Source organism: Kocuria kalidii, assembly GCF_044462225.1.
Classification (GTDB): Bacteria; Actinomycetota; Actinomycetes; order Actinomycetales; family Micrococcaceae; genus Kocuria; species Kocuria kalidii.
On record NZ_JBISWJ010000066.1, the window covers coordinates 41926 to 56226 of the forward strand.

At 72.8% G+C, this 14301-nt stretch carries 11 protein-coding genes; 6 read left to right on the plus strand and 5 right to left on the minus strand.

Features of this window, described 5'->3' with window-relative positions; all coding sequences use genetic code 11:
* Window positions 1-71: 71 nt before the first annotated feature.
* On the plus strand, window positions 72-1040 hold the full coding sequence (locus ACH9D3_RS09415) for an L-lactate dehydrogenase (protein ID WP_396400791.1): 969 nt from the start codon (window positions 72-74) through the stop codon (window positions 1038-1040).
* 65 nt (window positions 1041-1105) lie between these two features.
* On the opposite strand, the gene putP is transcribed toward ACH9D3_RS09415, so the two are convergent.
* Both putP and ACH9D3_RS09425 read right to left on the minus strand, forming a co-directional pair.
* On the minus strand, window positions 1106-2602 hold the full coding sequence (gene putP, locus ACH9D3_RS09420; protein WP_396410741.1) for a sodium/proline symporter PutP: 1497 nt from the start codon (window positions 2600-2602) through the stop codon (window positions 1106-1108).
* A 152-nt stretch (window positions 2603-2754) separates the two neighbouring features.
* Complete coding sequence (locus ACH9D3_RS09425) at window positions 2755-4236, minus strand: helix-turn-helix domain-containing protein (protein WP_396410742.1); 1482 nt, start codon at window positions 4234-4236, stop codon at window positions 2755-2757.
* A gap of 164 nt (window positions 4237-4400) precedes the next feature.
* On the opposite strand from ACH9D3_RS09425, the gene aceA reads away from it, so the two are divergent.
* Together aceA and aceB are read left to right on the plus strand one after the other, a co-directional pair.
* Window positions 4401-5684 carry an isocitrate lyase gene (gene aceA, locus ACH9D3_RS09430; protein WP_396410743.1) on the plus strand — a complete coding sequence of 428 codons (1284 nt, stop codon included), beginning with the start codon at window positions 4401-4403 and terminating at the stop codon, window positions 5682-5684.
* 136 nt (window positions 5685-5820) lie between these two features.
* The gene (aceB, locus tag ACH9D3_RS09435) at window positions 5821-7494 is read left to right on the plus strand and encodes a malate synthase A (protein ID WP_396410748.1); all 1674 of its coding nucleotides are present in this window, start codon (window positions 5821-5823) and stop codon (window positions 7492-7494) included.
* On the opposite strand, the gene gluQRS is transcribed toward aceB, so the two are convergent.
* Window positions 7416-8417, minus strand: coding sequence for a tRNA glutamyl-Q(34) synthetase GluQRS (gene gluQRS / locus ACH9D3_RS09440; protein ID WP_396410744.1), 1002 nt, complete (start codon window positions 8415-8417; stop codon window positions 7416-7418). The two genes, aceB and gluQRS, sit on opposite strands and share 79 nt — an antisense overlap.
* A gap of 40 nt (window positions 8418-8457) precedes the next feature.
* Between gluQRS and ACH9D3_RS09445 the strand changes: the two genes are divergently transcribed.
* The gene (locus tag ACH9D3_RS09445) at window positions 8458-9351 is read left to right on the plus strand and encodes an MBL fold metallo-hydrolase (protein ID WP_396410745.1); all 894 of its coding nucleotides are present in this window, start codon (window positions 8458-8460) and stop codon (window positions 9349-9351) included.
* Here the strand turns inward: ACH9D3_RS09445 and ACH9D3_RS09450 are convergent.
* The gene (locus ACH9D3_RS09450) at window positions 9284-10132 is read right to left on the minus strand and encodes a phosphatase PAP2 family protein (RefSeq protein ID WP_396400785.1); all 849 of its coding nucleotides are present in this window, start codon (window positions 10130-10132) and stop codon (window positions 9284-9286) included. The two genes, ACH9D3_RS09445 and ACH9D3_RS09450, sit on opposite strands and share 68 nt — an antisense overlap.
* A gap of 141 nt (window positions 10133-10273) precedes the next feature.
* Between ACH9D3_RS09450 and ACH9D3_RS09455 the strand changes: the two genes are divergently transcribed.
* The gene (locus ACH9D3_RS09455) at window positions 10274-11287 is read left to right on the plus strand and encodes an o-succinylbenzoate synthase (protein ID WP_396410746.1); all 1014 of its coding nucleotides are present in this window, start codon (window positions 10274-10276) and stop codon (window positions 11285-11287) included.
* Here ACH9D3_RS09455 and ACH9D3_RS09460 read toward each other — a convergent pair.
* Complete coding sequence (locus tag ACH9D3_RS09460; RefSeq protein ID WP_396400783.1) at window positions 11278-11688, minus strand: hypothetical protein; 411 nt, start codon at window positions 11686-11688, stop codon at window positions 11278-11280. The genes ACH9D3_RS09455 and ACH9D3_RS09460 overlap by 10 nt on opposite strands.
* Window positions 11689-12068: 380 nt before the next feature.
* Here ACH9D3_RS09460 and ACH9D3_RS09465 point away from each other — a divergent pair, with 380 nt between their 5' ends.
* A complete protein-coding gene (locus tag ACH9D3_RS09465) occupies window positions 12069-14267 on the plus strand; it encodes an alkaline phosphatase PhoX (protein ID WP_396410747.1) in 2199 nt (732 codons plus the stop codon).
* Window positions 14268-14301: the final 34 nt, after the last annotated feature.

Genomic DNA, 14301 nt, shown 5'->3' on the forward strand with positions numbered 1-14301 from the left:
CCCGCGCCGCTGACCCAGGATGGACACGTACCGTCCGCCGTCGCGGACCGCCGAACCCGCAAGGAGCTCCCGTGCCCGAGACCGTGCCCACCACACCCGCGAGGACCAAGATCGGCGTGGTCGGCGCCGGCTCCGTCGGCTCGTCCCTCGCCTACGCGGCCCTGATCAAGGGCGTCGCGCAGGAGGTCGCCCTGTACGACCTCGCCGGGGACCGCGTCCGCGCCGAGGGCCTGGACCTGGCCCACGGGGCCATGTTCACCCCCAGCTCGCGGGTCACCGGCTCCGACGACATCGCCGTGCTGGCGGGCTCGGACGTCGTCTTCGTCACCGCCGGCGCCAAGCAGCGGCCCGGCCAGACCCGGATGGAGCTCGCGGGCGCCAACGCGTCGATCCTCGAGGCGCTGATGCCGCGCCTGGTGGAGCAGGCGCCCGAGGCCGTGTACGTGCTCGTGACCAATCCGTGCGACGTGCTCACCGTGATCGCGCAGAAGCTCACCGGGCTGCCCCCGGAACGGGTGATGTCCTCGGGGACCGTGCTGGACACCTCCCGCCTGCGGTGGCTGCTCGCCGAGGAGGGCGGGGTGTCCACCTCGAGCGTGCACGCCACGATCGTGGGAGAGCACGGGGACACCGAGTTCCCCCTGTGGTCGAACGCGAACATCGGGCAGATCCCGCTGCGGGACTGGACGGTCGAGGGACGCCGGCCCTTCACCGAGGAGCGGCTGGACGAGATCACGCACCGGACCATCAACGCGGCCTACACGGTGATCCAGGGCAAGGGCGCCACCAACTACGCCATCGGACTGGCCGGCGCGCGCGTGGCCGAGGCCGTGCTGCGCGACGAGCACGCCGTGCTGCCCGTGTCCACGGTCCTCGACGACTATCGGGGGATCAGCGGGATCGCCCTGTCCGTGCCGTCGGTCGTCGCGCGCCGGGGCGTCGTCGACCGCCTGGTCGTGCCCATGGACGAGCAGGAGCTGGCCATGCTGCACCGCTCCGCGGAGGCGATCAGGGCCACCCTGGCCACGATCGGGTACTGACCCGCGGACGGCGACGGGGCCCGTTCCGGCGTGCGGAACGGGCCCCGGTCGGCCGGGAGGAGGGGTCAGCGGCTCGCCATCTCCTCCTGCGCCGCGTGGGTGAGGCGCACGGCGTCGTCGAACTCCCGCTCGACGTCCTCGTCACGCCGGTAGGTGGCCTTCGAGACGAGCATCGCGGACACGAGGCACACGACGAAGCCGGGGATGATCTCGTAGAGGTCGGCCCACGGCGTCACGGTCCAGGCGAACACGGTGACCGCGCCCAGGACCATGCCGGTGATCGCGCCCAGGTTGGTCAGCTTGCGCCAGAACAGGGACAGGATCACGATCGGCCCGAACGAGGCGCCGAAGCCGGCCCACGCGAAGGCGACGAGACCGAGGATCGTGTTGTTCTGCTCCCAGGCCAGGAACGTGGCCACGAGGGCGACGAGGGCCACGCCCGCGCGTCCCATCCACACCTGCTTGCGCTCGGACGGGCTCTGCTTGACGGTGAGCTTGTACAGGTCCTCCACGAGGGCGGAGGAGGACACGATGAGCTGCGAGGACACCGTGGACATGATCGCCGCGAGCACGGCCGCCAGGACGAAGCCGGCGATGACCGGGTGGAAGAAGACCTGCGCCAGGTCCAGGAACACGGACTCGGGGTCGGTCGGGCTCTCGTCCGGGCGGTTGCCGTAGTAGGCGAGACCGACCAGTGCGGTCGAGATCGCGCCGAGCACGCTCAGCACCATCCAGGTCAGCCCGATCCGGCGGCCCGCCTTCGCGTCCGAGGGGGAGCGCATGGCCATGAAGCGCACGATGATGTGCGGCTGGCCGAAGTAGCCGAGCCCCCAGGCCAGGGCGGAGATGACGCCGACCACGGTGGCGCCGCGCACGAGCGAGAGGGCGTCCGGGTCCACGGCCGTGATGTTCTCGGCCATCTGCCCGAAGCCGCCGACGTTCACGAGGCCGACGACCGGGACCATGATCAGCGCGATGAACATGAGGATGCCCTGGGCCACGTCGGTGTAGGTCGCGCCCAGGAAGCCGCCGAAGAGCGTGTAGGCGATGGTCACGCCGACGACGAGGAGCAGCCCGGAGTGGTAGGTGGAGCCGAAGGAGGACTGGAAGAACAGCCCGCCCGCGACCATGCCGGAGGAGACGTAGAAGGTGAAGAACACCAGGATGATCAGGCCGGAGACGATGCGCAGCAGCCGGGAGCCGCTCTTGAGCCGGTTGTCCAGGAAGGACGGGATGGTGATCGAGTTGTGCGACACCTCGGTGTAGGAGCGCAGCCGGGGCGCGATGAACTTCCAGTTGACCCACGCGCCGATGATCAGCCCGATGGCGATCCACGCCTCGACCAGCCCGGAGAGGAAGACCGCGCCCGGCAGGCCGAGGAGCAACCAGCCGGACATGTCGGAGGCTCCCGCGCTGAGCGCGGCGACGCCCGGCTTGAGGTTGCGCCCGCCGAGCATGTAGTCGTCGAGGTTCTTCGTCCTGCTGTTGGCGTAGAGACCGATCGCGATCATGGCGGCGAAGTAGACGACGATCGCGATCGTCTGCGATATCTCTTGGGTCATGGCGTCCTTTCCGCCCGGTGCCGGCCCGGTGGAGCGCAGCATCCAGGAGGGTGGGTGGGGTCAGAGGTCCCACAGGACTGTACGCGCGCTCCCGGGCAGTGGCCAGCTCCTACGGGTATAGGCAGACAACCGGGTGGCCGCGACGGGCCCGCTCAGGCGTCGTCGTGCGCGTGCAGGAACTCGTAGACCTCGCGCTCGTCGACCCCCGGGAAGGCGCCCTCCGGCAGGGCCGCGAGCACGTGCGAGTGCGCCCGGGTGTTGGGCCAGGCGTGCCCCGCCCACACCCGGCTGAGCTCCTCCGGCGGACGCCGGCAGCACGAGGGGTCCGGGCACGCCGACACGGTGCGGTGCGGGGTGTCGCGGCCGCGGAACCAGCGGGCGTCGGTGAACGCGACGCCCACCCCGATCGAGAACACGCCCTGGCTCGAGTGCTCCGTGCGGGTGGAGCACCAGTACGTGCCGGAGGGCGTGTCCGTGTACTGGGCGAACGCCGTGAACTGGTTGGGCTGGTCGAACACGGTCCGCCCGGACCACTTGCGGCACGAGATCTGGCCCTCGATCGCCCCGGTGTGGTCGGTGGGGAACGCGAGACCGTCGTTCTCGTAGGCCTTGTGGATCACCCCGGACGAGTGCACCTTGTGGAAGTGGGTCCGGATGCCCAGGTGCCGGGTCGCGAGGTTCGTGAAGCGGTGCCCCGCCGTCTCGTGGGAGACGGCGAAGCGGTCCTTGAGGTCCTCGAGGAAGAGGTCGCGGTCCTTCTTCGCCTCGAGCAGGAAGGGGACGGTCTTGTCCTCCGGCAGCATGACCGCGGCGGCGAAGTAGTTCGTCTGCACCCGCTGGGCCAGGAACCCGGCGTAGTCCTTCGGGGGCTCGTGCCCCAGCACCTGGTGCCCCACGGCCTGCAGCAGCACGGCGCGGGGGTCGTGGTCCGCCCGCGGGCTCTGCACCAGGTAGATCCGCCGGTTGAGCAGGTCGGTCACCGAGCGGGTCGAGTGCGGGAGGTCGGTGACGTGGTGGATGCTGTAGCCGAGCCGCCCCACCATCTCGGAGATCACGGAGTTGGACACGGGGCCCGAGGAGTAGCCGCCCAGGGCCAGCAGCTCCTTGGCGGCCTGCTCCAGGTCGGGGAAGTAGTTGTCCTGCTCACGCATCAGCCGGCGCAGCTGCACGTTGGCCCGGCGGGCCTCCTCCGGGGTGGCCGAGTTCTTCTCGAGGGCCTGGGCGAGGCGGTCCTGCAGGCCCACGAGCGCCTCGAGCACCTCGGTGGACAGGGCGGAGCTCACCCGGACCGTCGGCAGCCCGAGCTGCTCGTAGAACGGGGAGCGCTGGGCGCGCTCGAGCTGGATCTCCAGCGCCTCGCGCCGGTTCCCCGGCTCGGCCCCGAGCAGGGCGTCCACGCTCGAGCCCAGGACGTCGGCGAGCCGCTGCAGCAGGCTGAGCCGGGGCTCGCGCCGCCCGTTCTCGATCACGGACAGCTGCGACGCGGCGGTGCCCGCCCGGTCCGCGAGCTCCGCGAGCGTCAGCCCCCGGTCCTTGCGCAGCGACCGGATGCGCCGGCCCAGACCGATGAGATCGGTCGTGCCGGGCTGCTCCGCGGCCGTCGGTTCCTCGTAGCCCCACGCGCTGGTCGTCATTTCTTCACGATAAGCGAATAACGCCGAAAATTCATCACGACTTGTCGGTTCAGGTGCGCTCGACGGAGGGCAAAGTGGGATGTGTCACCGCGGCAGAGTGAACTTCCCGGTGAACCCCGCACCTGATGAACCCCCGTCCACGGACGACTCAACGAGGAGCCGACATGATCTACCCCAACGCCCCCAAGACCGCCGACGAGATCCGCCAGGAGTGGGACGCCGACCCCCGCTGGGCCGGCATCACCCGCGAGTACACGGCCGAGGAGGTCGTCCGCCTGCGCGGGACGGTGCAGGAGGAGCAGACCCTGGCCCGCCGCGGCGCCGAGCAGCTGTGGGAGAAGCTGCACACCGAGGACTTCGTCAACTCCCTCGGCGCGCTGACCGGCAACCAGGCGGTCCAGCAGGTGAAGGCCGGTCTCAAGGCCATCTACCTGTCCGGCTGGCAGGTCGCCGGCGACGCGAACCTCGCGGGCCAGACCTACCCGGACCAGTCGATCTACCCCGCGAACTCCGTCCCCGCCGTCGTGCGGCGGATCAACAACGCCCTGCTGCGGGCCGACCAGATCGAGCACGCCGAGGGCACGCGCAGCGTCGACGACTGGCTGGTCCCGATCGTGGCCGACGCCGAGGCCGGCTTCGGCGGCCCGCTCAACGCCTACGAGCTCATGAAGTCCATGATCGCCTCCGGCGCGGCCGGCGTGCACTGGGAGGACCAGCTGGCCTCCGAGAAGAAGTGCGGCCACCTGGGCGGCAAGGTGCTCATCCCCACCCAGCAGCACATCCGCACGCTCAGCGCGGCCCGGCTCGCGGCCGACGTCGCCGACGTCCCGTCGCTGATCATCGCGCGCACCGACGCGGAGGCGGCGTCCCTGATCACCTCGGACGTCGACGACCGGGACAAGCCGTTCGTCACCGGCGAGCGCACCGCGGAGGGCTACTACAAGGTCCGCAACGGCCTCGAGGCCTGCATCGCCCGCGGCAACGCGTACGCCCCGTACTCCGACCTGCTGTGGATGGAGACAGGCACCCCGGACCTGGAGCTGGCCAGGAAGTTCGCCGAGGGCATCCACGCCGAGCACCCGGACCAGATGCTGGCGTACAACTGCTCGCCGTCCTTCAACTGGAAGAAGCACCTCGACGACGACACGATCGCCAGGTTCCAGCGGGAGCTGGGCGCGATGGGCTTCAAGTTCCAGTTCATCACCCTGGCGGGCTTCCACGCCCTGAACTACTCGATGTTCGACCTGGCCCACGGCTACGCGCGCCACCAGATGACGGCCTACGTGGAGCTGCAGGAGCGGGAGTTCGCGGCCGAGGAGCGCGGCTACACCGCCACCCGGCACCAGCGCGAGGTGGGCACCGGCTACTTCGACCTGGTCTCCACCGTGCTCAACCCGGAGTCCTCCACCACGGCGCTGGCCGGCTCCACGGAGACCGCCCAGTTCTGAGCAGGACGGACGCGGTGCGGCCGGGAGCACGGAAGGCCCCCGGCCGCACCGCATCCGACGTCGTCGCGCACCGGCCCGCGCCGGAGCCGCCCCACCCGATCTCCCAGGACACTCCGCAGGCGAGGAACCAGCCATGATGACCATGACCAGCAACCCCGTGACGATCAACGGCGTGACCCTCACCGGTCACCACGTGCCCCGGCAGGACAGTGTGCTCACCCCCGACGCGCTCGGCTTCCTGGCGGCGCTGCACCGCGAGTTCGAGCCCCGCCGGCGCGAGCTGCTCGCCGCCCGCGAGGAGCGGCGCAGGGCGATCGCCCGCGGCACCGACCCGACCTTCCTGCCGGAGACGCGCAGGATCCGCGAGGACGACTCGTGGCGCGTCCCGCCGCCCCCGCCCGGGCTCGAGGACCGCCGCGTGGAGATCACCGGCCCCACCGAGCGGAAGATGACCATCAACGCGCTCAACTCCGGGGCCGAGGTGTGGCTCGCCGACATGGAGGACGCCAACACCCCGCACTGGACCAACGTGGTCACCAACCAGCTCAACCTCGTCGACGCGCTCGAGGGGACCATCGAGTTCACCAACCCGGACGGCAAGAAGTACGCGCTGCAGAACAAGGACGCCCGGGCGAACCCGACGATCGTGGTGCGCCCCCGCGGGTGGCACCTCGAGGAGAAGCACCTGTCCGTGCGGGACGAGCCCATCGCGGGCGCCATCGTGGACTTCGGCCTCTACTTCTTCCACAACGCCCGCCGGCTCCGGAAGCTCGGGCTGGGCCCCTACTTCTACCTGCCCAAGACCGAGTCGCACCAGGAGGCGCGGCTGTGGCACGACATCTTCGGCCGCGCGGAGTCCATGCTCGGGGTGGACCGCGGCACCATCCGCGCCACCGTCCTCATCGAGACGATCACCGCGGCCTTCGAGATGGAGGAGATCCTGCACGAGCTCGGCGAGCACGCCGCAGGGCTCAACGCCGGCCGCTGGGACTACATCTTCTCGATCATCAAGAACTTCCGGACCCGCGGGCCCCGCTTCATCCTCCCGGACCGCAACGCCGTGACCATGACGCAACCGTTCATGCGGGCCTACACCGAGCAGCTCGTGCGGGCGTGCCACCGCCGCGGGGCGATGGCCATCGGCGGCATGGCCGCGTTCATCCCCAGCCGGCGGGACGAGGAGGCCAACCGCACCGCGATCGAGAAGGTGCGGGCCGACAAGACCCGCGAGGCGGAGGACGGCTTCGACGGCTCCTGGGTGGCCCACCCCGACCTGGTCCCCGTGTGCCGCGAGGTCTTCGACGCGGTGCTCGGCGAGAGGCCCAACCAGCTGGACCGGCTCCGCGAGGACGTGGTGCCGGACGACAAGGCGCTCATCGACATCGCCTCCGCCACGGGGAAGATCACCGAGGGTGGCATCCGCGGCAACATCGAGGTGGGCATCCGCTACATCGAGGCATGGCTGCGCGGCAACGGCGCGGTGGGCATCCACCACCTGATGGAGGACGCCGCGACCGCGGAGATCTCCCGCTCGCAGATCTGGCAGTGGGTGAACACGCGGGCGATCACGGACGAGGGCGAGGAGATCACCCGGGACTGGGCCCGGGAGCTGCTGGAGGAGGAGTTCGCGGGGATCGAGCGCGCCCAGGGGGACCGGTTCGACGACGCCCGCTCCGTCTTCGAGGAGGTGGCCCTGGGCGACGACTACCCGGCGTTCCTCACCACCACCGCCTACGAGCGCTTCCTGGCCGAGCCCGAGGACCCGCACGTCCCCGAGGAGGCCGCCTCCTCCGCGTCGTCGCGCTCCTGAGCGGTCCACCGGGCCGGGTCCACGACCCAGGGCACCCGGGGCAGGACGTCCTCGTCGAAGACGGCGAGGACGTCCTGCGCCGTCCGGGCCGGGCCGGGCAGGCGCAGCGACGCCGCGAGCCGGCCGAGCACCTCCTCGGCGTCGTGCCCCGCCGCGGCGAGCTCGGCGAGGGTCACCGCGCCGTCGCGCTTGGCCAGGCGCCGGCCGTGCGGATTGAGCACGAGGGGGACGTGCACCCACTCCGGCTCGTCCAGCCCCAGCACCTCCGCGAGGTGTGCCTGCCGCGGGGTGGAGGGGAGCAGGTCGTCGCCCCGCACCACCTGGTCCACGCCCTGGTGGGCGTCGTCCAGGACCACCGCGAGGTTGTAGGCCGGACGGCCGTCGTTGCGCAGCAGCACGAAGTCGTCGACGAGCCCCGTGTAGGCGCCCGCCCAGCGGTCCACGACCGTGCGGGAACGCACGTCCGCACGCAGCCGCACGGCGGGGGGCCGCTCGCGCCGGCGCCGCGCCCGCTCGGCGCCGGTGAGATCCCGGCACGTGCCGGGGTAGGCCCCCGGGGCCCCGTGCGGCGCGCCGGCCGCCGCCTGGATCTCGCGGCGGGTGCAGTAGCACTCGTACGTGCGGCCCGCCGCGGTGAGGCCCGCCACCACGGCCCGGTGCTCCGACTCGCGCGCGGACTGCAGCAGGGGTGGGCCGTCCCAGTCGAGGCCCAGCCGGGCGAGGTCCGACAGCTGCCGCTCGGCCGCCCCCGGGCGCACCCGGTCGATGTCCTCGACGCGCAGGACGAAGCGCCGGCCCGTGGACCGCGCGAGGGCCCACGCCAGCAGCGCCGTGCGGAGGTTGCCGAGGTGGAGGTCCCCCGAGGGCGAGGGAGCATAGCGGCCGGCGCCGCCGACCGCACGGTCCGGGGGCGAGGAGGTCATGGTTGCCAGGATAGACAGCGGCGGTCGGTACCCTGGTCGGGTGGCGCGCATCAACGAAATCCGCGACGGCGTCTTCGCCGTGAGCACGGACAACTGGAGGCTCAACTCCGGTCTCGTGCTCGGGACCCGTCGCGCCCTGGTGATCGACACGGGGGCGGGTCCGCGCCAGGCCCGCGAGATCCTGGAGGCCGTCCGTTCGCGCACGGCCCTGCCGCTGACGGTGGTGAACACCCACGCCCACTACGACCACTTCCTGGGCAACGCCGTGTTCCAGCGCGCCGGGGCCGTGGACTTCTGGGCCCACCGGGGCTGCGCCGCGGCGATCCGGGCGCACGGCGACTACCAGCGCTCGTTCGTGGGCACCCACGAGCCCGAGATGGCCGCCGCGGACGGGCCGGACACCCGTCTGGTCGTGCCCAACCGGCACCTGCCGGGCTCGGGGCGGCGTCCCGCCCTCACCCGGATGGACCTGGGGGAGCGGGGAGCGGTGCTCTTCTCGCTCGGCCCGGGCCACACCGACAACGACGTCTGCGTGGGCGTCGACGACGTCGTCTTCACCGGCGACCTCGTCGAGGAGGGCTCCGATCCCTGCTTCGACGACTCCTATCCGCGGGGCTGGTCCACGGCGCTCGAGAACCTCGCCGCCCTCGCCCGGTACCGGGTCTTCGTCCCCGGCCACGGCAACCCCGTGGAGCGCGGCTTCGTGCTCCAGCAGGCGCAGCTGATGCGCACGGCGATCGAGCGCGTGGACGCGAGCGCGGCCGCCGCCGCGCAGCCCGACGGCATGCGGCCCGTGACCGCCTCGATGTTCCGTCTGCCCTACAACCCGGGCGCGGCGCGGATCCTCCTGGACCGCCTCGAGCGGATCAGGGCCGAGGACGCCGCGACCGAGGAGCTTGCAGCGCTGTCAGTGCCGCAGCCACGAGCAGACTGACGCCGAGGATCGCCGCGCACGCCGCGACGGCCGCCCAGCCCCCGCCCGTCACCCGCAGCGCCGCCCACAGCGGCAGCAGACCCGCGAGCAGCGACCCCGCGCCGAACACGGCCAGCAGGGCGGTCAGGCCTCCCCCCGGCGCGGGACGCTCCACCGGCCCGGTCATGCGCAGCACGAGCCCGCCCAGGGCCGCCCAGCCGGCCACCACCAGCAGGGCCGCCACGACGTCCGAGGGCCGGTGCCATCCGTTCAGCAGCGTGGCCACACCGGTCGCGGTCGTCGCCCCCGCCCCGAGCAGCGCCACGACGGGCCGGGACGGGGCGGGCGCGGCGAGCAGCACCACCGCCACCGCGGACGCCGCGGCGGCCGTGTGCCCGGACGGGAAGGAGTTGACGACCACCTCCTGGATGCCGAGGTCCGGCTTGTCCAGCAGCACGCGCTTGAGCAGCTGCACCGTGAGGTTGGACAGCAGGACCACCCCGGCGCCGATCACGGCCGGAGCGAGACGCCGGGAGCGCACCGCCAGGACCGCCAGGCACAGGGCCGACACCGCGCCCACCGCCCACGGGACCGAGTCGAGCAGCTGCGCGGCGCGGTCGGAGAGGTCCGGGAAGGCGTTCTGCGCCTGGCGCAGGGCCAGCTCGTCGAGCCACTGACCGGTCGGGGTGGTCAGGGCCACGACCGCCACCGCAGCCGCCGCGGCCCACAGCGCGGCGGCACCGAACAGGTGACCCAGGACCTGCAGGACGGTCGGGGAGGGCCGATGGGCGATCGCGGTCATGGGACTCCTGGGCGGTGGGGCGGGTCGGCGCGGGGCCGGCACGACGTCGGCACGGGCACGGCGGTGCCGGCTCTGGCGGAGCACTCATCATTCCACGGGTGGATCGGTGCGGGCTGGGAGGACCCGCCTAGGCTGGACCGCATGATCCCGCCGGAGACCCTGCCCCCGCTCGACGACCTGCTCGCCCGCGCGCACGTCGTCGCCCTGCCGATGCGCGTGCGCTTCCGCGGGGTCGAGGTGCGCGAGTCGGTGCTGGTCCGCGGTCCGGCCGGGTGGGCGGAGTTCGGCCCGTTCCCCGAGTACGGGGACGCCGAGTCCACCGCCTGGCTCCGGGCCGCGGCCGACGCCGCGTGGCGCGGCTTCCCACCGCCCCGGCGCACGCGCATCCCGGTCAACGCGACCGTGCCGGCCGTCCCCGCGGCCCGCGTCCGCGAGGTGCTCGCCGGTTTCGGGAACGGCGTCCGCGCCGTGAAGATCAAGGTCGCCGAGCGCGGCCAGGACCTGGCGGACGACGACGCCCGTGTCGCGGCCGTGCGGGCCCTGCTGCCGGAGGCCGAGCTGCGGGTGGACGCCAACGGCGGCTGGGACGTCCCCACCGCGCTCGCGGCCCTGGACCTGCTGGGGCGGCACGGCCTCGCGTACGCGGAGCAGCCCGTGCCCACGATCGCAGGACTCGCGGCCGTCCGGGAGGGGCTCGCCGACCGGGGCGTGCCGGTGCTCGTGGCCGCGGACGAGTCCGTGCGCCGGGAGAGCGACCCGCTCGCGGTGGCCCGGGCGGGAGCCGCCGACCTGATCGTGGTCAAGGCCGCTCCCCTCGGCGGGGTGCGCCGCGCCCTGGACGTGGTCGCGCAGGCCGGCCTGCCGGCCGTGGTGAGCTCCGCCCTGGACTCCTCGGTGGGCATCCGTGCGGGTCTGGCGCTCGCCGCCGCCCTGCCCGAGCTCCCCTACGCCTGCGGGCTCGGGACCGTGTCCCTCATGCGGGAGGACGTCCTGCGCGTGCCGCTGCGGCCGGTGGGCGGCATGCTCGAGCTGCAGGACGCGGTCCCGGACCCCGCGCAGCTCGAGCGGCTCGCGGTGCCCGCGGACCGGCGCCGGTGGTGGCTGGACCGGCTGCGCCGCGTGCACGCCCTCGCCGGGGCGGCCCCTCAGGCCTGAGCCACGGCGACCAGGACCTCGGCCCGGAGGAGGTCCAGGTCCACGGACTCGCCCTCGTGCAGCCCGTGACCCCGGACCCAGGCCCGTGCGGCGCGCCACACGTCGTCGCAGCCGAGCTCCACGTCGGGGTGGGCGGCCCCGATCCGCGTGCGCGCGATGTGCTCGGGGTCGTCGCCCGTGAAGGAGAACACCGCCACGGGGCTGCAGGCGAGCCCGACCACCCCGTGCACGGACGCGATGACCCGCCCGTGCAGGCAGTCCCCGGGGTGCAGGTCCCAGGCGCGGCGCACACTCAGGCAGTCCACGCCCGGACGCCGGTGGCCGCGGGCACCGGGATCGAGCGGACGCGACGTCCTGCTGTCCTGGGGGGCGAGCAGCCCCGCTTCCGGTTCTCCACTCATCACGAGCCTCCTCCACCCGTGCCGGGGCCGGCACCTCCGCGGCGGCGGCGGGGCCCGTGGACGGGCGGGGCAGGAGGAGGGGGGTCTTCCGGCGCTCCCGGTCAGGGTCCGGATCGCTGGGCGGACGGGACGGCCTGGCGGCCTGATGGAACGAGCATCCCAGACCGGGGTCGTCCGCGGAATCGGCCGCGGCTTTGTGTCGTGCAGTGAACCGGCACGGGCCCGGTGGCGCTGACCCGGGGGCCGAGCCCCGGCCGGTCACGGGGCGTTCACCCGCGGTTCGCGCGGCCGCTCCCGGCTCCTCACCGGGTGGTGGTGCAGTGGCGGAGCACCCGTTCCCCGGCCGCGGTCCTCCGCGGGCCCCGTCTCCTGGGAGAGTCATGACCGAGACCGCCAAGCGCCCCCTCCTGCCCATGCTCGGGCACACCCGTGGCAGGCGCAGCCCCGTCACCTGCGAGCTCAAGTGCGGCAGCGCCTGCGCCGGCCCGGAGTGCAACACCTCCGGCAACGGCTACTTCCGCGACATCGCGAGCGCGGCCCTGTCCCGCCGTTCCGCGCTCGGCCTGGGAGCCGCGGCGGCCGTGACCGTCGGCGTCGTCGGCGCCACCCCGGAGGCCGCCCAGGCCGCCGGCCGCGGCCGCTCCGGGCTGTCCTTCGGCCCGATCGCCCCGGTCCCGAACACGGTGGACGACCTCACGGTGCCCGAGGGCTACGACTGGTCCCCGATCATCCGCTGGGGCGACCCCCTCTTCGCGGACTCCCCGGAGTTCGACCCGTACCACCAGACGGCCGAGGCCCAGGCCCAGCAGTTCGGCTACAACTGCGACTACCTGGACGTCCTCCACGACCGCGGCGGGCGCACCGGCCTGCTCGTCAGCAACTTCGAGTACACCAACGAGGACATCATGTTCCCCGCCGAGCAGCGCGAGGACATCGAGTTCGTGACCCGCGTGGCCATGGCGGCGCACGGCATGGGCGTGGTCGACATCACGCGCACCGAGGTGGGCGAGCCCTGGTCCTACGTCCGCGGGGGCGCCCGCAACCGCCGGGTCACTGCGTCCACGCCGATCACGATCGACGGCCCCGCCGCGGGCTCCGACCTGCTCAGGACGGTGGACGATCCCACCGGCACCGTGGTCCTCGGGACGCTCAACAACTGCGCCGGTGGAACCACCCCGTGGGGCACCGTCCTGTCGGGGGAGGAGAACTTCAACCAGTACTTCCGGGGCCTCGCCTCGGACGAGTTCGCCCGCTACGGCATCTCCGAGGAGGCCCCGTCCCGCCGCTGGCACGAGGTGGAACCGCGCTTCGACTCGACCCTGCCCGGCTACGAGAACGAGCCCAACCGCTTCGGCTGGATCGTGGAGCTGGACCCCTACGACCCCTCCTCCACCCCGGTCAAGCACACGAGCCTCGGCCGCTTCAAGCACGAGGGCGCCACGGTGCGCGTGGCCGAGGACGGGACCGTGGTCGCCTACTCGGGCGACGACGAGCGCTTCGAGTACCTCTACAAGTTCGTCTCCTCGAAGAAGTACGTCGAGGGCGACCGGGCGCACAACATGACGCTGCTGTCCGAGGGCGACCTCTACGTGGCGAGGTTCACCGGTGACACCGCCGCCGAGATCGACGGCTCCGGCCGGGTGCCCTCCGACGGCGCGTTCGACGGCTCCGGGCAGTGGCTGCCGCTCGTCGTGCAGGGCGAGTCCGCGATCGAGGGCATGGGGGTCGACGAGGTGCTCGTGTACACCCGGACCGCCGCCGACAAGGCCGGGGCCACCAAGATGGACCGGCCGGAGGACGTCGAGCCGTCCCCGCGGACCGGCAAGGTGTACCTGGCGCTGACCAACAACACCCAGCGCGGCACCGAGGGCAAGGCCGGCCCCGACGAGGCGAACCCGCGCACCCAGAACCGCACCGGGCACGTCATCGAGCTCACGGAGCGCCACGGCCGGGCGGACGCCCGGGAGTTCGACTGGAACATCCTGATCGTCGCCGGTGACCCCGGGAAGGACCCCTCGACCTACTTCTCGGGCTTCCCTGCGGACCGGGTCTCCCCGATCTCCTGCCCCGACAACCTGGCGTTCGACTCCCAGGGGAGCCTCTGGATCTCGACCGACGGGCAGCCGAGCACGATCGGCTACAACGACGGCCTGTTCCTCGTGGGCCTGTCGGGAAGCAACCGGGGCAGCGTCCAGCAGTTCCTGGCCGTGCCGCAGGACGCCGAGACCTGCGGTCCCGTGATCCACGACCGCGAGAACATGGTCTACGTCAACGTCCAGCACCCGGGCGAGGACGGCACCTTCGAGGAGCCCCGCTCCTACTTCCCGGACTACGTCGTGCCCACCCAGCAGGGGGACGGCGAGTGGTCGGTGGCCCGCCCGTCCGTGGCCCAGGTCTTCCGCGTCGGCCGCGGCGCGGGGCCCGAGTTCCCCGGCGCCGTCCACGACGCGCCGGGACGCGAGCGCAACCAGCACAAGCGTCGTGCGAACGGGGAGCGCGGCCCCCGGTACTGCGGCTACAAGGGCAAGGCGACGCCCGAGACGAAGAGGGCCGCGAAGCAGAGCCGTCGCACCTACTGAGCGGCCCTGCGTCCCGGCCGGTCCCCGGTCCGCC

Coding starts and splice junctions, on each gene's coding strand:
- putP (WP_396410741.1), bottom strand. CDS start 2,602: ATGACCCAAGAGATATCGCAGACGATCGCGATCGTCGTCTACTTCGCC.
- ACH9D3_RS09425 (WP_396410742.1), bottom strand. CDS start 4,236: ATGACGACCAGCGCGTGGGGCTACGAGGAACCGACGGCCGCGGAGCAG.
- aceA (WP_396410743.1), top strand. CDS start 4,401: ATGATCTACCCCAACGCCCCCAAGACCGCCGACGAGATCCGCCAGGAG.
- aceB (WP_396410748.1), top strand. CDS start 5,821: ATGACCATGACCAGCAACCCCGTGACGATCAACGGCGTGACCCTCACC.
- gluQRS (WP_396410744.1), bottom strand. CDS start 8,417: ATGACCTCCTCGCCCCCGGACCGTGCGGTCGGCGGCGCCGGCCGCTAT.
- ACH9D3_RS09450 (WP_396400785.1), bottom strand. CDS start 10,132: ATGACCGCGATCGCCCATCGGCCCTCCCCGACCGTCCTGCAGGTCCTG.
- ACH9D3_RS09455 (WP_396410746.1), top strand. CDS start 10,274: ATGATCCCGCCGGAGACCCTGCCCCCGCTCGACGACCTGCTCGCCCGC.
- ACH9D3_RS09460 (WP_396400783.1), bottom strand. CDS start 11,688: ATGAGTGGAGAACCGGAAGCGGGGCTGCTCGCCCCCCAGGACAGCAGG.
- ACH9D3_RS09465 (WP_396410747.1), top strand. CDS start 12,069: ATGACCGAGACCGCCAAGCGCCCCCTCCTGCCCATGCTCGGGCACACC.